The sequence below is a fragment of the Pseudomonas sp. TE36184 genome (assembly GCF_054060055.1).
Map to the genome: position 1 here is coordinate 2,220,265 of NZ_JBSSCU010000001.1, position 16,895 is coordinate 2,237,159.

Consider the following 16,895-nt stretch of genomic DNA (forward strand, 5'->3'; position numbering starts at 1 on the left):
TCAGGCGCTGGCGTCCACCATGCCGTGGCGCACCGCGAGCAGGGTCAATTCAACATCACTGCTGATGGCGAGCTTCTCGAAAATGCGATAGCGGTAGGTGTTGACGGTCTTGGGGGACAGGCACAGCTTGTCGGAGATGGCCTGCACCTTCTGGCAGCCGACAATCATCAAGGCGATCTGGATTTCACGCTCCGACAGCACGTCAAACGGCGAATCGCTGGTGGGCTGGAAGGACTTGATCGCCAACTGCTGCGCGATCTGCGGGCTGATGTAGCGCTGGCCGGCAAATACCAGGCGAATGGCTTGTACCATCTCCGCCAGGCCTGCGCCCTTGGTCAGGTATCCCGCCGCCCCCGCCTGCAGCAGACGTGTAGGAAACGGGTCTTCTTCGCACACGGTGACCACCACGACTTTGATGTCCGGGTGGCTGCGCAACAATTTGGTAGTGGCGCCAAGGCCGCCGATCCCAGGCATCTTGACGTCCATCAACACCACATCGGGTTTCAACTCCCGGGCCTTGATCAGGGACTCTTCACCCGATTCAGCCTGGCCGACTACTTGCAGGCCATCGATGTCAGCCAGCATTCGTGTAATGCCTGTACGAACGAGATCATGGTCATCGACTACTAGCACCCTAATCAAGCAGACACCTCGCGATATGGTCTTATAGGTTGCTGAACACCTTAGCAAAAAACCAAGGCGCAGACCTAGTTGCAAGTGTCATATATATAGCGCTTGACGCCGGGAAGCGCGCCCGTCGAACGACGCGCAACGCTATTTCCTGGGGGAAAGGTCAGGAATCCCGGGCTACAGCTTGGATTTACCATTCATTATCAACATTGACGAATGTTCAGCCAAGGTTGAGGTCAATCGGTGGATCGCGTCCTGGTCCTCTTTGAACATCGCCCGATAGTTGCCCAGCACCTTTTCTTCGATCTGACTCAAGTTATCCATTTGCGCCGGCGTGGGAGCGCCTGTTAATACGTACAGAAGATCCACGCCTCTTTCGGCCACACGCGATAAATAATCGGCCTTCGGCGCCCGCCCGCCGTTTTCGTATTTGCCTTGTGCGTTCGCTTCAACGCCTCCAATTTCACCAAACACTTTTTGCGACAACCCAAGCCGCTCTCTTTCCTGCCTTAGACGCAAACCGATTCCACTCATTTGGATGTATGATCCTAAATTGGCACACCCCAAGAGGTGATACGCTGATCCCTTGGTTACACAAACTTGAACGGTTTTGAACTATGCCCGGAATTCGTACTGCTGCACAAGCCAAGGCTTGGCTTGAACACCAAGGTAAGTCGGTTCAAGCGTTCGCCCGGGAACACGGTGTCGACCCGGCAACCACGTATCAGGTGCTCGCTGGGCGCAAGAAAGGACGGCGGGGAGAGGCCCATAAGGTAGCGGTCCTTCTGGGCATGAAAGAAGGCATCATCCTTGCCGAGAATGAGCCTCTGAGGCAGGAACAAGAAATATTGCCCTAGGTTCAGTATGCGCTTATTAAGCCGTTGTGCCTGTTTTGCGCAAATGAGTCACTTATTAGTCTGCGGACATGGGCCGACAATCGCGTTCCATGCACCAGAAGCACGCTTCCTCACCCGCAACTTGCAAGCCCTTGCGCTGATAAAGCCTTTTTGCCGGATTGGTTTTAAACACGGTCAACCGTAAAAGACCGCGACCTTGACCGCACGCTTTGAGTGCCATTTGCTCCAGTACCCAGCTGCCTGCTCCACGGCCACGGAACGGTTCGAGAATATGCAACTCGCGAATGTACAGCGCCTGGCTGTCGCGACTCAGGCTGATAAAGCCCACCACGGTATCGTCGCTGCAGATCAGCCAATTCTCGCGCCCCGCCCAGGCCACGTCGAAACCATCGTTGGACCACAGCAAACGGTATTGCGCGTAGTAGCCGCGCATGGCTTCGTAGGTCAGCGTCCGGGCAAATGAGCGGTCCTGGTCAGTCGCCGCGCGCAAGTGAAACGTCATGTCATCGCGCCCCTTCAGCCCACAGTGCTACCGCTTGACCGGTCCAGCGCCCGCCATCGCGACGGGCAATGACCAGCGCGTCGCCCACCCCTGGCGCGGCGGCAAGCACCTGCCCATCGGCGCCCCAGATAGCACTGCGCCCCGCGCACGCCCAGCCGCCCGAGGGGCCACCGTGATTGGCCATCAATACCACCAGGCCATGCTCGGCGGCGTAGCCCTGGAGCAACGCACTGTCCGTTGCGTAGCCGCCTTCACTGATCAGCACGCCGGCGGCGTATACAGTGGCGCCCGCTTGCGCAGCCTGACGTGCATGGCTGGCGTGGGAAAAGTCGGCGCAGACCGCCAGCGCGATCCGATCATCCCGCCACTCAAGCACGTCACCGCCCTGCCCCGCGACAAACGCCACCTCTTCGCCGGGATGCAGATGCTGCTTGGTGTAAACCGCAAGCGAACCGTCTGCTCCCAGCACCAACGCGGCGATCGACACGCCCGCCCCTGGCGCCAAGCGGATCGGCATGCCCACCACCGCCGTCAAGCGCAGCTCCCGCGCCATCTCGCGCAGCGGCGTCAACAGCGCGTCCTCGGGGGCGATTGCCAGCTCAGCCGCCAAGGACGGCTCATACCCGCTCAACGACAGCTCCGGAAACACCAGCACTTGCACACCCTGCTCAGCCGCGGCGCGCATGAACGCCAGGTGCCGCAGGATATTGGCCGGTACGTCGCCGGCGATGGAAACGGATTGAGCGGCGGCAAGGGTCAAGGCAGTCATGGTCGCGTCCCGGCAATCATTATTGAGTGGCCACCAGCATATCGGCACTCACCCCATAGTCGTAAGTACCTCCACACAATAGAAATTACCGATTGAATCCACCCGTGCGCCTCTAGTAAGCTGCCACCATCATTTGGAGAGCCACCATGTTGCAACTCACCCACACCCAGGTTTGCCCTGCTGCCAGCGCCTCGCGCTCGGTATCGGCTACCCGTGTGAACGGTTTGAGCGCACTGGTCAGCTTTTATTTTGGGTATTGGTTTAGCCACTGGCGCGCCTGATACCTGAAATCGGCGCCCACTGCTCAAGGGGTCGCCTACCAGAGAAATCTAACCCCCGGTCGGCTCCCCGATCGGGGGTTTTGTTTTTTCAGCCCTGAACACTTTGTTTGATCAAGACCATTTAAAGGAATCACGACATGAACTACGCCACCTATTACCGCTACGACACCAGCACTGCATGGCGATTTAGCAAGCTCCGCTCGGGACAGCCTGCCGCCTCCGATCGGTCACCTATCGGTGGCAAGCCAACACACGTAGCCACTACGGCCAATTGTCGAACACCCCAGTAGGGCAGAGCGTGCGGGAATCGCCCGCCGCTTGCCCAGGAAGCCTTGAAGATGAACTCCTCCGTCGCCGTTCTGCCCGTCTCTACCCTGACCAGCACCAATGAAGCGCTGACCCTGCGCTTGCCCAGTTCCCTTGAACTCAAGCACCAGTTACCTCTCAGCCCATTCCTCAATGAGCAAATCCACGCCCATCGCCAAGCCGTGCGCGCCATTCTCAATGGCGAAGATTCACGTTTGCTGGTGATCGTCGGTCCGTGTTCGATCCACGACCCGGAATCGGCCATGGAATACGCACGCAACCTGAAGAAACTGGCGTTGGACGTCAGCGACCAGATGCTGCTGGTAATCCGCGCCTACGTCGAAAAACCGCGCACCACCATTGGCTGGAAAGGCCTGGCCTACGACCCGCACCTGGATGGCAGCGATGACATGGCCGCCGGCCTCAGCCTGTCCCGCGAACTGATGCGTGAGATGCTGCGCCTGGGCCTGCCGGTCGCCACCGAGTTGCTGCAACCGATGGCCGCCGGCTACTTCGACGACCTGCTCAGCTGGGTCGCCATCGGCGCACGCACCACCGAGTCGCAGATCCACCGCGAAATGGCCAGCGGCCTGGGCATGCCCGTCGGCTTCAAGAACGGCACCGACGGCGGCGTCGCCATTGCCTGCGATGCGATGCGCTCGGCGTCCCACCCGCACCGGCACTTCGGCGTCGACAGCCAGGGCCACCCGGCGATCATCCAGACCCCGGGCAACCCCGACACCCACCTGGTGTTGCGCGGCGGTCACCGTGGGCCGAACTACGATGCGCAGAGCGTGGCCCAGGTGAAACAGGACCTGGCCAAGTCCAAGGTGACCGCGCGGATCATGGTCGATTGCAGCCATGCCAACAGTGGCAAAGACCCGCTGCGTCAGCCGGCAGTGTTCAATGAAGTGCTGGAGCAACGCCTGCAGGGCGACACTTCGCTGATCGGCATGATGCTCGAAAGCCACGTGTTCGAAGGCTGCCAACCATTGGGCCCGGCGATGAAATACGGCGTGTCGGTGACCGACGGTTGCCTGGGTTGGGACAGCACCGAGCAGCTGTTGCGCAGCGCAGCTCAACGCTTGCGCGAACACGCCATCGGCTGAGCAATGGACACCGGCTTGCCTGCAAAGCGCGGGCAAGCCGGACGGCCGCCAACCTGGAGAGCAACCTCAAGGCCCTGTAACTGACCTTGAGCGCTGCCGACATGTTGCAGGTTGCGGGCCGTGACGGGGCCAGCGCCTGATAACCCCAATGGCATCGCGCCGACGCGGAACTAAACCCCGGCCACCGGCGTGCGCGATAATTCCCGCAGCCAGGGCAATACCCGCAGGCCCGCGGCGGCCTCGGGTGGGTCGATGATGTCCATGAAGTGCTCGAGGTTGATGTTATCCGGTACGCCGGGCAAGCGGACCAGTACCTGCGGTGTCGAGCCGACGGGTACGCCCAGGTCCAGGTGATCGTAGACCAGCACGTGGCGTACCTGGGCCTGCGGCCCACCGGCGTGGGCCGCCAAGCCTGCATTGACGATCAGCACATCAAAGGGTTTGGCCGGGATCGCCGTGAGGATCTGGACCTCTTCAAAGGTTTGCACCGGCACAATCCGGTGATACCCCAATCGGTTGAGCATTTTTTCGATATACAACCGTTGCAGGTGCTGTTCATCGGCAATCAGGATGGTCAGTGCTTTGTTCGGCATGGCAAACCCCTGGCAGGCTGTGCTCGTTGAGTGAGAGCAGCCCATTTTCCAGACATATCCCGCAGACAAAATCAGGCATGTTCCCCCTTCATGTAGGAGTTGTCCCAAATCCACCGAATAACCACCCAACCGCGTCAAGGTTGATTGCAATAAACGCTCAAGCTGTGATGCAAATCATCGATCGCCTGCTCGACGTCCTCAACCGCTGCCCCCAACGCCTGGAGGTCCTGCCGTTCGCACACGGCCTCCAAGGTTTCGCAACAAGCGATCAGCGCGTGCGCCTTGACCATCCGCGCGCCGCCTTTGGCGCGGTGTGCCAGGTCATGCAACTGGGCAAAGTCGGCCTGGCGTCGCAATGACGGCAATAGCCGTTGATCGGCTTCCAGACTGTCGAGCAGCGGCATCAACAATTCGTTGAGCGCGGCATGATCGTCCCCCGTCAGCATGATCAGCGCTCCCAGATCGAACGCCGGTTCGGCTTGCGGCTCGCATAGGCTCGCCATGCGCGGCGCCAGGGCCGATCGCAAGTCTTCGAGCCCGGTGGGCTTGAACAGGCACCCGTCCATGCCCGCCTGGCGGCAGCGCTCGGCTTCTTCGGGTTGGGCATTGGCGGTAAACCCCAACAGCAGGCACGGCACCAGGCCTCGCTCGTGCTCTTGAGTACGAATATCCCGCGCCAATGTGTAACCGTCCTTCAGAGGCATATTGCAATCGGTGATCACGCCATCGAAGTGCCCGGCCTGCCACAGCGCGAGCCCCTGCACACCGTCCTCGGCCGTGGTAATGCGATGCCCCAGGAAGCTCAACTGCCGGGCCAGCAGCAAACGGTTGGCCGGGTAGTCATCCACCACCAGGATACTCAACGCGCGTGTCGGTGGGCTGTGCGGAGCAGGCGCCGAAGCCGGCACCGGCAGCGCGGCCGCCAGGCTCAGCGCCACACTCACGTCCACCCGGGTGCCCTGCCCCAGCACGCTGCTCAGGTGCAACTGACCGCCCATCATTTCGCACAGACTGCGACTGATCACCAGCCCCAGGCCGGAACCGCTGCGCGCCGATTGTTCAGCGTTGCTGCCCTGGCTGAACGGGTTGAACAGCCGCTGCTGGTCCTGAGCACTGATGCCCATACCGGTGTCTTGCACCCACAACCTGAGCCGCAGTTGATCCTCGGCGACATCGCCCTGGGCGCCCAGTTGCACCTGGCCTTTGCTGGTGAACTTGATGGCATTGCTGAGCAGGTTCGAAACCACCTGCTTGAAGCGCAGCGGGTCGATCAGCACCGGGCGATCGAGCGCCGGATCGAGCGTCACGCGCAGCGCCAGCCCTTTGGCCCGCGCGAGGCCTTCGAAAACCCGCACCACCGAGGCCAGCAGCTCACGCAGGTTGGCGGGCTCCTGGGCCAGGGACAGGTGGCCGGATTCGATCCGGGCGATGTCCAGGATGTCGCCGATCAATTCCAGCATGCCGCGCGAGGCCACCGACGCCACTTCCAGCGCATCGCGATCCGCCCGACCTTGCTCGGCGCTTTTGAGCGCCAGCTCGATCATGCCGATCACCGCGTTCATCGGCGTCCGGATCTCGTGGCTCATGGTGGCCAGGAACGTCGTCTTGGCGCGGTTGGCGGCGTCGGCATCGTCCTTGGCTTCCTGCAACTGGCCCAGCAAGCGGTGGCGCTCACTCACATCCACCCAGCCGGCAATCATACCCACGACCTTCTCGTCGCCGTCGCGGTACGGCAGCATCCAATGGTAAATCGTGAGGACTTCGCCGCCCGGCACCCTGAGGATCCGGTCATGAATCTGCGGCTCGCCCCGCGCCATCAACTTCAGGTAGTCGTCATGGTACGACTGGGCTTGCGGCGGGTTACCGGTGTCGGTTTCCACCACGGTCTTGCCGATCACGTCTTCGAGCTTGAAACCGAACACGTCGAGGTAGGCATTGTTGCAGGCCATCAACCGCCCCTGGCGATCGCGCACGTAAATCGGGTGAGGCGTGCCGTCGATCAACACGCTCATAAAGCGCATCTGATCGCTCAACGCCCGCTCGGCCTGGGCGCGCTTGCGAATCAGGCTGCGCAGGTAAAAGGCCCAGCACAGGGTGATCAACAACAGCACCGCGGCGAGACTGAAACCCTGGATGATTGCGTTGCGATGGCGCAGCCAGTAGCTGTCTTCAATGATGATCTCGCTGCGCCAGTGATTGGTCAGCTCATCCAGCTCCTCAGGTGTGATGCTCAACAATGCCTTGTCGAGGATCGAATACAACTCCAGTTGGCTGCGGTTGACGCCAAACGTGATCCGCGCCGGCTCCGTGCCGACGGTGCTGGTCATACGCAAGCGGTCGCGGTAATGACGCGCGATCATGTAGCGCGCACTGATGAGCGAAATAACAGTCGCATCGGCCCCGCCATTGGCCACCAACTCCATGGCGGCTTCGGGGTTTGCGCTGTCGATAAACTCAATACCGGGGTAATCCCGCGCGATTTGCTCACCCAGGCTGTTGCTGCGAATGAACGCCAGGCGCTTTCCGGGCAAGTCTTCCAGGGTAACCAGCCACTCGTCTTCGGCGCGCACCACCAGCACATACGGGTTGGACAGGTAAGGCCGGGTGAAGCGCAACTTCTCGGTCCGCTCGACGCTGGGGGTAATCACCGCCAGCATGTCTGCCTGGCCAGCATTGACCTCATCGATTTGTCTAGGCAACGAACTGCCCTTCACCACATCGAACTTCAGGCCCGTGCGCAAGCTGATCCGCGCCAGCACTTCCGCGCTCAGCCCTTCGAATTGCCCTTGCTCATTGAAAAACGACAATGGCACGAACTTGTCGAGCACCGCCACTTTCACCCGCGGGTGTTTCTCCAGCCAGCGCTGCTCGCTGTCACTCAGGCGCAGCCGTTCGGCTTCCATGAAACCGCTGCCGCCAGCACTCCAGCGGCGCAGAATATCCATCTGCTGGTTGACCGGCACGATGGCCAACGCGGCGTTGATGATATTGCGCAGGCGAATATTGTCCTTGGTGAACGCAAACCCGAAAGGGTTGACCTCCAGGCCGGAAAAATCCGCCACGCGCACGTTATTGAGGTGGTTCTTGTTGATCAGGTACCGGGTGCTGATGGCATCGCCCAGGTACGCATCGGCCCGGCCGAACGCCACCGCACCGATGGCTTCGAAGGTCGAGGCAAACAGTTGCAACTGCGCGTGGGGGTAGAACCGCTGCACGGCATCGGGCTGCATGTAGTGATACAGCATGGCCACGCGTTTGCCGGCCAAGTCCGCGCTCAGGGCCTGGGTGTCTCCGATGCGGGTGACCAGGGTGGGTTGATCGTTGGCGTAAGAGCGTGACAGCTCCAACTCAGGGTCTGCGGCTTCATAGCCGTTGGCCGAGCCAACGAAATCCACCGCGCCCTGCTTGAGCGCTTCAATCACTTCATCGCGGGTGTCGTAGCGTCGCACCTCGATGATGATATTCAACGCCTGCGCCACCAGCGCCGCATAATCGGCGGTAATGCCCTCAAGCTCGTCGTTGTTGTTGCTCAGGTCGAATGGCGCGTAATCCGGCGCCGACACCCCCATCACCAACGTGCGCCGCTCACGTAGCCAGCGCCAGTCGGTTTCATCCAGTATCAGGCGGGGGTTTTCGAGCTGAGAGTGCCCCAACAGGCGCAGCGCGTGTGGCTGATCGACGGCCACTGCGAGCATGGGCAACAGACCCAGCAACAAGATAGCGGCGAGCCGCCTGAACGCAGTGGCAGTCATTTCAGATCAAGTGATTGCGCTGGGCGAACTTGGATAAATGCACGACGGAGGACATGCGCAACTTCTCCTTCAGGCGGGTTTTGTACGTGCTGATGGTCTTGTGGCTCAGCAGCATGTCCTCGGCGATTTCCTTGTTGCCCAGGCCCAGGGCCAGCTTCTGCAGCACCGTCAACTCGCGGTCCGAAAGAGCTTCCACCAACTCGTGCTCGGAGGTCTGCAAATCATCGCGGCGCACCGAACTGGTGGGCAGGCTGGGAAAGCAGCTGTAGTTGCACATCACAGCCTTGATTGCTTTTTGCAGCTCGTCCAACTCGCCGGTCTTGGCGACAAACCCCATGGCACCGGCCCGCATGCACCGGGTCGAAAAAAACACCGCCAAGTAGGACGTGAGCACCAGGATCTTGCACGGCAGGCCCAAGGCCTTGATCCGACTGATGACCTCCAGGCCACCCAACTTGGGCATCGCCAGGTCGAGAATCACCAGGTCCGGGCGCCCTTCTCTGGCCTTCTGCACGGCATCCGCGCCATTACCCGCTTCATCAATTTCAGTAAAACCTTCCTGCTTCAACAGAAATTTGACAGTGGCACGAATAAACGGGTGGTCATCCACTACTAACGCTTTGCTCATAAAACACCCCTGAGAGGACAAAGTACGCTGACACATCACACGGGACCCAGCCACCTGTGAGAATTGACAGTCCCGACGAACGGTACAGTCCCTCAGAGCGCCAACAGACGGGTGCCTGGTCCCTTCCCTTGAAAATCACCACGAACATATGAAGCCATATCATTGCTGCCGGCCAGCCGCAGCGATCAACCTTAGCAATGGGGTGATGTTTCTTACGAAGGGATAATCCTGACTGCGTGTAGGACTTTTCCTTACAAAAGCATAGCCAATCCTGGGTATGCCTAGGCTTGACCAGGGTGGATCAGTCGGTGGTACTTGGGCTCCAGAAAGCCTGCACCACCAGGCTCGACATGGAAATGCGCGTCACCAGGGCGTCCAGTTCATCACCGTCTACGGAAGTGGCCGCCAGGGTCGCCTCGATCTCCACTTCTTCGCTGCCAAACGGGCGCACATCGACATCGCTGGCGGGGTAGTTGCAACGTGCCAGCTCGGCTTCCAGCAACACCATGACCGCCTGTTGCTGGCTACGCCGTGCAATCACATAGAGGATGTTGGTCACCTCCGCCGACACCACATCCAGCGGCTGGCGGTTGATGTTATTGACGATCGGCCGCAGCAGCGTATTGGCCGCCAGTACGAACAGCGTGCCCAGCAGCGCTTCGAGGATCAGGTCGGCACCGGCACAGGCGCCCACCGCGGCCGAGGCCCAGAGGGTGGCGGCGGTGTTGAGCCCGCGCACGTTGCCTTCTTCGCGCATGATCACGCCGGCCCCCAGAAAGCCGATGCCCGACACCACATAGGCGACCACCCGCACAGCACCGTCTGCACCGCCCAGGCGGTTGGCCATGTCGACGAAAATCGCCGCGCCCACTGCGACCAGCACGTTGGTGCGCAAGCCCGCCGTGCGCTGGCGGTACTGGCGCTCGAAGCCGATCAAGCCGCCGAGGATAAACGCGGCGGTCAGGCTGACCACGGTATCGATCAGGGAATCGAGGTTGATGTTGTTGATTGCCTGCATAAAAACTCCATGAATGCGGCGGCAGCCCCACTGCCATCGCGGGCAGGCCCGGCTCCCGCCGGGCCCAGGGGCGTTCGATACAACTGTTATTGCCAGCCAAACTTACGGATGTAGTAGCCCTTCACCGCTTGGGTCAACGCCATGTACCCCAACAGAATCACGGGCAGGAACACAAAGTACAGCGACGGCAACGCCTGCAGTTTGAAGTAGTGCGCCAGCGGCCCCATCGGCAGGAAAATCCCCACGGCCATGATCACCCCCGTCATCACCATCAGCGGCATTGCCGCACGGCTTTGCAGGAACGGGATTTTCGGGGTGCGGATCATATGTACGATCAGCGTCTGGGTCAGCAACCCCACCACGAACCAACCCGACTGGAACAGGGTCTGGTGGTCCGGGGTGTTGGCATCGAACACATACCACATGAGTGCGAACGTGGTGATGTCAAAGATCGAACTGATCGGCCCGAAAAACAGCATGAAACGGCCCACATCCCCCGGTTGCCAGCGTTGCGGCTTGGCGAGCATGTCTTCATCGACGTTATCGAATGGAATCGCGATCTGCGAAATGTCGTACAGCAGGTTCTGCACCAGCAAATGCATGGGCAGCATCGGCAGGAACGGAATGAACGCACTGGCGACCAACACCGAAAACACGTTGCCGAAGTTGGAGCTGGCGGTCATTTTGATGTACTTGAGCATGTTGGCGAAGGTGCGCCGGCCTTCGAGCACGCCCTCCTCCAGGATCATCAGGCTCTTTTCCAGCAGGATGATGTCAGCCGCTTCCTTGGCGATGTCCACCGCGCTGTCCACCGAAATACCGATATCGGCCGTGCGCAGCGCCGGTGCGTCGTTGATCCCATCGCCCATGAAGCCCACCACATGGCCGTTGGCCTTGAGCAGGCGCACGATGCGTTCTTTGTGCGACGGCGTCAGCCTGGCGAATACGTTGGTGGTTTCCACGGCCTTGGCCAGTTCGGCGTCGGTCATGTCCTCGATGTCGTTGCCCATCAGCAGGCCTTGCTGCTCCAGGCCCACTTCGCGGCAGATCTTGGCGGTGACCAGTTCGTTATCGCCCGTCAGCACTTTGACGGCCACGCCGTGGGCTTTGAGGGCTTTGAGGGCAGGCGCGGTGCTTTCCTTGGGCGGATCGAGGAAGGCCACATAACCGATCAACGTCAGGTTTTTTTCATCCGCCAGGTTGTAGGTATCGCGCCCCGCTGACATCGGCTGCGCGGCGACCGCGACCACCCGCAAGCCTTCTTCGTTGAATGCCGCGGTCACTTGGCGGATGCGCGCCAGCAACTCATCGGTCAGCGCTTCGTTGGAGTCACCGTGGCGCACCCGGTTGCACACCGACAGAATCTCTTCCACCGCGCCTTTGCAGATCAACAGGTGCGGCTGGCCTTGCTCGGCCACCACCACCGACATCCGGCGCCGGTTGAAGTCGAACGGGATCTCATCGACCTTCTGGAACGCGGTGGCGACTTTCAGCTCGCGATGCACCTCCACGTGTTCCAGCACCGCCACGTCCAGCAGGTTTTTCAGACCGGTCTGGTAGTAACTGTTGAGGTAGGCCATTTCCAGCACGTCGTCGGACTCTTCGCCCCACACGTCCACATGGCGCGCCAGGAAAATCTTGTCCTGGGTCAGCGTGCCGGTTTTGTCCGTACACAGTACGTCCATGGCGCCGAAGTTCTGGATCGCGTCCAGGCGCTTGACGATGACCTTCTTGCGCGACAGAAACACCGCGCCCTTGGCCAACGTCGAGGTGACGATCATCGGCAGCATTTCCGGGGTCAGGCCCACGGCAATCGACAGCGCGAACAGCAGCGCTTCGGTCCAGTCGCCCTTGGTGAAACCGTTGATGAACAACACCAGCGGCGCCATCACGAACATGAAGCGGATCAGCAGCCAACTGACTTTGTTGACGCCCTGCTGGAACGAGGTGGTCGCGCGATCCGTGGCGGTGACGCGCTGGGCCAACGCGCCGAAATAGGTGCTGTTGCCGGTGGTCAGAATCACCGCCGTCGCCGCGCCGGACACCACGTTGGTGCCCATGAACAGGATGTTCTCCAGGTCCAGCGGGTTGCGCGTCTTGGCATCCTTCTGCTGGGCGAACTTCTCCACCGGCATCGATTCGCCGGTCATCGCCGCCTGGCTGACGAACAGGTCCTTGGCATTGAGCACGCGGCAGTCGGCGGGGATCATGTCGCCGGCCGACAGCACGATCAGGTCGCCCGGCACCAGTTGCTTGATCGGCAGCTCGATGGGTTTGGCCGCCTCGCGGCGCAACACCGTCGCGGTATTGCTCACCATGTCCTTGAGTGCGTCGGCAGCCTTGTTCGACTTGGCCTCCTGCCAGAAACGCAGCAGGGTCGACAGCACCACCATGGAAAAAATCACCGTGGCGGCCTTCATGTCTTCGGTCAGCCAGGAGATCACCGCCAGCAAGGTCAGCAGCAGGTTGAAGGGGTTCTTGTAGCAATGCCACAGGTGGACCCACCAGGGCAGCGGCTGTTCGTGTTCGACTTCATTGAGGCCGTATTGCTCCCGCAACGCGTCGGCTTCCTGGACGTCCAAGCCTTCGGCGTGACTGCCCAGGGTGCCCAGCAATTGTTCCGCGCCGCTGTTGGCCGCAGCCACCAGGGTTTGCGCCAGGCTCGGCGGGACTTCGCGGCTGACGCTGGCGTCGGTGACGCTGTCGAGCAGTGCCAGGCGACGGAAATGCCGAGCGATATGCCGGGTCCGCAGGAAGCCGGCAAAGAACTCTTTCAACAGAGTGAAGTTCATGGTGTTACTCCTGCGCGAGGAAACCGTCGTGCAGGTACGGCCAACTGCGCCGCGCCCGATCAAAAAGGCACAGCCAGCCTGGCCCGCCCGCCGCAAAAAGGCAGGCGCGTCCGTAGCAACCTGAGGTGAGTCAGGTGCTGGTCAGCGTCGATGAGAGTGGATCGAGGCAGGCGCCAGGACTGGTCGCTGCCGGGATGCCGCTTCTCGCTGTTTGGCGAGACAACGGCATCGGAAGAATGCGCGTTACCTTGCCAAGTCTGTGCCGGTTACCGAAACCGGCCGACGACTGTCACTTGAACAAGTACCCACTGAGGGTCTCCGCTATTGATGAAAACGCGCGAAGCTTACGCCCCGATTACAGGAGAGTAAACCGTAGGAAAGTACCTGCATGATGAATAAGAGGATTCTTCAGGATGGGTTCAGGAACCCCTATCTTGAAGCCCTCCGAGGCATAAATGTGGGAGGGAGCTTGCTCCCGATGGCGGTGGGGCAGTTAGCTTATCTCTAGCTGCACCATCGCCATCGGGAGCAAGCTCCCTCCCACAGGTTGAATGTGTCTATCCGCAGCTAAGGTGCAACAGGTCGATCTAGCGGCACCCGTATCAGGTAATCATCCACCTGCCCACCCACCAGCGCCTTGACCTGAATCGACACCGTATTCAGCTGTCGCCCCATCCTGATCCCCTCGCGAATACGCACCGGCACATACCCCAGTTTCGGCCAGAAACGCTCGGCCTTGCGATTACCGACCACCACCGTCAGGCGCAGCCACTCGGCCCCCTGCGTGACGGCCCATGCTTCGAGGTCGGCGTGTAACCGCCGCCCTCAATCATCGCGCGTCAGTACTTCCAGCAATTCAATTTCAAAGCGCAAAGGGCTGTTCGGCTTGATATGCGCGCCCATCGAACGTTCGCCATACGCCAGGTGCGCCGGTACGAACAATGTGCGTACACCGCCGACTTGCATGCCCATCAACCCCTGGTCCCAGCCCTTGATCACCCGGCCCGTTCCAATCACACACTGAAACGGCTTGCCCCGTTCCCACGACGAATCGAACACCGTGCCATCTTCCAGGGTGCCGGTGTATTGAGTGGTGATCAACGCGCCCTTGACCACGGCCTTGCCGGTGCCGGGGCGGATGTCGGTGATCTGGAGTTGTTCGTCGCTCATGGGGGGCTCTCGTTGACTGCGCAAAGGCTGGGGTTTTCCCAGAATTGGGTGGGTTTGGCAAGTGTAGGAAGCGTCGGCTCAATGACATTTCTCTTTAACCTGCGGGGCGTTTCCGCCGGCTGGGCAGCACCTCGCGCACAGGCGCTATTTCGAGATCGCACTCGGTGAACATAATCTGAGGGGGCGGTGAATTGATCGCTGGAGTGCATGCTGCCGAGCTGAACCGGCGGCACGCGTTGTGATGAGGGGCGATTGCCTCACCACAACAAAAGCAATCACCGCCTCAAAGCTCAAGGCCGGATAGTAAGGTTTTGTCGCGAGAGAGCAGACCTAGTGTCTGCAACACGTCATTGACGGCGCCGACAACGCCCACATTTTTAGGCTGGGGCTTCCCATCGACAACATCCTTCAACGCTGTCAAAAACTCCACCCGGCCCGAATCGACCTTATCGGACTTGCTGTCCTTGGATGAGATACGGCCCTGGGCAGTATTAATCTCTTTATCAAGGTAAGCGCTAAATTCAGACTTTTTCATTGTCAGTTTCCTTCTTCAACAATGCGTGAGGGCACACGCAGCAGCTTAAGAAGCTCACTGCATCCTGCCTACTGTCAGAGTTCACAGGTCTGTACCAGTTGCCGGGTGTCGTTCTCACAACCAACGCTAGTGCATGTCGATCCAATTTCGCTGGGACCAAAAGACCTGACCTCTCTCCACGAATATGGGCAGCGAACTATCAAGAGCCCACTGACACCTCAACCGGAAGCGCCCGATTTTCTCCCGCCCGTCAAATCACCTCTTATGGAACGCCAGCCACTTTGGCTGTAGCCATCCAAAGAGATCACCCCGCAATGAACCAAGCCACAAGCCCTGTACGTGTTTCTGTTGTGCAATTCGATCCCCAGGTCGGTGTGGACCACCGTACCGCAAACCTGCGACGTAGCCTGGAGCTGGCAGCCGCGGCAGCGAACGGCGGCGCCAATCTGATCGTGCTGCCGGAGCTTTCCAACTGCGGTTACTTCTTTTCCAGCCGCAAAGATGCGTTCGATCACGCCGAAGCGGTGCCAGACGGTCCGAGTCTGCGGGCATGGATCGACTTTGCCGGCCGGTACCAGGTCTATCTGGCGGCGGGCCTGAACGAAATCGACGGAGCGCAATTATTCAATACAGCGGTGCTGCTCGGCCCGGACGGTTTTATCGGCAAGTACCGCAAGGCCCATCTATGGAACCTGGAGAAGCTGTGGTTCACCCCGGGAAACACGGGATTTCCAGTCTTCGAGACACCGATCGGACGGATCGGCATGCTGATCTGTTGGGACATCTGGTTTCCCGAAGTCCCGCGCATTCTCAGCCAGCAGGGTGCCGATATCATTTGCAGCCTGAACAACTGGGTCTGGACGCCACCCCCGCTGTTCGACGACGCCGGGCGGTGCATGGCGTCCTACCTGACGATGACGGCAGCACACGTCAATAACGTGTTTATTGCCGCCGCCAGTCGAATCGGCGAAGAGCGCGATGCCCGTTACCTGGGGTGTTCGCTGATTGCCGGGACCAATGGGTGGCCTATCGGCAAGGTGGCGTCGGCCAATCGCCAGGAAATCCTGTTCGCCGATATCGACCTGAGCAGCGCGCGCAGTGCGCCCATCTGGAACAGCCTCAATGATCTGCAAAGGGATCGGCGGGTTGACCTGTACGATCAGATGCTGGGCTATATGCAGCATCGAGCATTGCCGCGTTGAGCACGAGCGGCCTCACAACCAATGCCAAAACCGGCTCCAGAACCCACGCCCCAAATCATTCTTGCAACCCGCATATTGCTGCGCATACAGCTGCGAGCGAGCCTGCACTTTGCTGGCCACGGGGGGTAGCCAGGCTTTGCTGGCGTAGGTGCGCTGGCGATAGCCGCCCCAGCCTTCGTGGTAATTCAGGTATTGGCCGTAGGCGTCGTACTTGTAAACGCCGTTGATGGTGTAGGTCTTGTCCATGTACCAACCGACGAAGTCGATGGCGTCGTCGAAGTCCTGACGGCTGGCGCCGCTGCGGCCGGTGCTTTTGCGGTAGTCGTTCCACACTTCATCCTTGGCCTGGGCATAGCCGGCGGCCGTGGAGACGCGGCCCCAGGGGATGATCCACAACAGGTAGTTACGCGGAGCCTTGGCGTCCTGCCGGAAGGCCGATTCCTGGTACATGATGGCGAACGGCAACTGGATCGGCACGCCCCAGCGCTTTTGGGTGACTTGGGCGGCGTCGTACCAGTCGGCCTTTTCGCGAAAGATGCCGCAGAGGTCGTTGGGCGTGCGGGGTGGCGAGGTGCCGCAGGCCGCCAGCAGCGAAGTGAGTAATAACAAGCCGACAGCTTTGCCTGCGTTCAAGATGCACCTTTGCGGGATACGCGTAAAAAGCCGGCATTTTACCCATTCAACGCGGCAGGTGAAGAAAGGAAACGCTCAGCGCCGTGCGCAACAGCAGCGTGCGCCAGATCGCACGGGG

15 protein-coding genes and 1 pseudogene are annotated in these 16,895 nt (G+C 60.4%); 3 read left to right on the plus strand and 13 right to left on the minus strand.

Annotated features, from left to right (window positions below; translation table 11 throughout):
* The gene (gene gacA / locus ACVWZP_RS09630; RefSeq protein ID WP_026140040.1) at positions 1–642 is read right to left on the minus strand and encodes a response regulator transcription factor GacA; all 642 of its coding nucleotides are present in this window, start codon (positions 640–642) and stop codon (positions 1–3) included.
* A gap of 165 nt (positions 643–807) precedes the next feature.
* Positions 808–1,164: a helix-turn-helix domain-containing protein gene (locus ACVWZP_RS09635; protein ID WP_017847078.1), complete on the minus strand. Its 357-nt coding sequence runs from the start codon at positions 1,162–1,164 to the stop codon at positions 808–810.
* Positions 1,165–1,247: 83 nt separating this feature from the next.
* Here ACVWZP_RS09635 and ACVWZP_RS09640 point away from each other — a divergent pair, with 83 nt between their 5' ends.
* Positions 1,248–1,487 (plus strand): DNA-binding protein, encoded by a 240-nt coding sequence (locus tag ACVWZP_RS09640; protein WP_046384003.1) that lies wholly within the window; start codon positions 1,248–1,250, stop codon positions 1,485–1,487.
* Between the two features lie 55 nt (positions 1,488–1,542).
* On the opposite strand, the gene ACVWZP_RS09645 is transcribed toward ACVWZP_RS09640, so the two are convergent.
* Entirely contained in the window at positions 1,543–1,989 is a 447-nt protein-coding gene (locus tag ACVWZP_RS09645; protein WP_046384004.1) for a GNAT family N-acetyltransferase, read from the minus strand.
* Between the two features lies 1 nt (position 1,990).
* Positions 1,991–2,758, minus strand: a complete 768-nt coding sequence (locus ACVWZP_RS09650) for a carbon-nitrogen hydrolase family protein (protein WP_108525634.1) — start codon at positions 2,756–2,758, stop codon at positions 1,991–1,993.
* A 619-nt stretch (positions 2,759–3,377) separates the two neighbouring features.
* On the opposite strand from ACVWZP_RS09650, the gene ACVWZP_RS09655 reads away from it, so the two are divergent.
* Positions 3,378–4,454 (plus strand): 3-deoxy-7-phosphoheptulonate synthase, encoded by a 1,077-nt coding sequence (locus ACVWZP_RS09655; protein WP_457369705.1) that lies wholly within the window; start codon positions 3,378–3,380, stop codon positions 4,452–4,454.
* 170 nt (positions 4,455–4,624) lie between these two features.
* On the opposite strand, the gene ACVWZP_RS09660 is transcribed toward ACVWZP_RS09655, so the two are convergent.
* The 8 genes and pseudogenes from ACVWZP_RS09660 to ACVWZP_RS09695 all read right to left on the minus strand — a co-directional run bounded on the left by ACVWZP_RS09660 (position 4,625) and on the right by ACVWZP_RS09695 (position 14,942).
* A complete protein-coding gene (locus tag ACVWZP_RS09660; protein ID WP_177029747.1) occupies positions 4,625–5,047 on the minus strand; it encodes an ANTAR domain-containing protein in 423 nt (140 codons plus the stop codon).
* 134 nt (positions 5,048–5,181) lie between these two features.
* Positions 5,182–8,799, minus strand: coding sequence for a transporter substrate-binding domain-containing protein (locus ACVWZP_RS09665; RefSeq protein ID WP_457369706.1), 3,618 nt, complete (start codon positions 8,797–8,799; stop codon positions 5,182–5,184).
* A gap of 1 nt (position 8,800) precedes the next feature.
* Entirely contained in the window at positions 8,801–9,427 is a 627-nt protein-coding gene (locus ACVWZP_RS09670) for a response regulator transcription factor (RefSeq protein WP_017847071.1), read from the minus strand.
* A gap of 301 nt (positions 9,428–9,728) precedes the next feature.
* Positions 9,729–10,445 (minus strand): MgtC/SapB family protein, encoded by a 717-nt coding sequence (locus tag ACVWZP_RS09675; protein ID WP_017847070.1) that lies wholly within the window; start codon positions 10,443–10,445, stop codon positions 9,729–9,731.
* 86 nt (positions 10,446–10,531) lie between these two features.
* Positions 10,532–13,237: a magnesium-translocating P-type ATPase gene (mgtA, locus tag ACVWZP_RS09680; protein ID WP_079443313.1), complete on the minus strand. Its 2,706-nt coding sequence runs from the start codon at positions 13,235–13,237 to the stop codon at positions 10,532–10,534.
* A 567-nt stretch (positions 13,238–13,804) separates the two neighbouring features.
* A pseudogene (locus ACVWZP_RS09685) lies at positions 13,805–14,059 on the minus strand (GNAT family N-acetyltransferase); the annotation flags it as partial.
* A 3-nt stretch (positions 14,060–14,062) separates the two neighbouring features.
* The gene (locus tag ACVWZP_RS09690) at positions 14,063–14,407 is read right to left on the minus strand and encodes an FKBP-type peptidyl-prolyl cis-trans isomerase (RefSeq protein WP_017847066.1); all 345 of its coding nucleotides are present in this window, start codon (positions 14,405–14,407) and stop codon (positions 14,063–14,065) included.
* A gap of 283 nt (positions 14,408–14,690) precedes the next feature.
* Positions 14,691–14,942, minus strand: a complete 252-nt coding sequence (locus ACVWZP_RS09695) for a hypothetical protein (protein ID WP_046384010.1) — start codon at positions 14,940–14,942, stop codon at positions 14,691–14,693.
* A 314-nt stretch (positions 14,943–15,256) separates the two neighbouring features.
* Here ACVWZP_RS09695 and ACVWZP_RS09700 point away from each other — a divergent pair, with 314 nt between their 5' ends.
* Complete coding sequence (locus ACVWZP_RS09700; protein WP_057004913.1) at positions 15,257–16,144, plus strand: nitrilase family protein; 888 nt, start codon at positions 15,257–15,259, stop codon at positions 16,142–16,144.
* 12 nt (positions 16,145–16,156) lie between these two features.
* Here the strand turns inward: ACVWZP_RS09700 and ACVWZP_RS09705 are convergent, their stop codons facing one another.
* Complete coding sequence (locus ACVWZP_RS09705; protein ID WP_046384012.1) at positions 16,157–16,777, minus strand: transglycosylase SLT domain-containing protein; 621 nt, start codon at positions 16,775–16,777, stop codon at positions 16,157–16,159.
* Between the last annotated feature and the right edge of the window lie 118 nt (positions 16,778–16,895).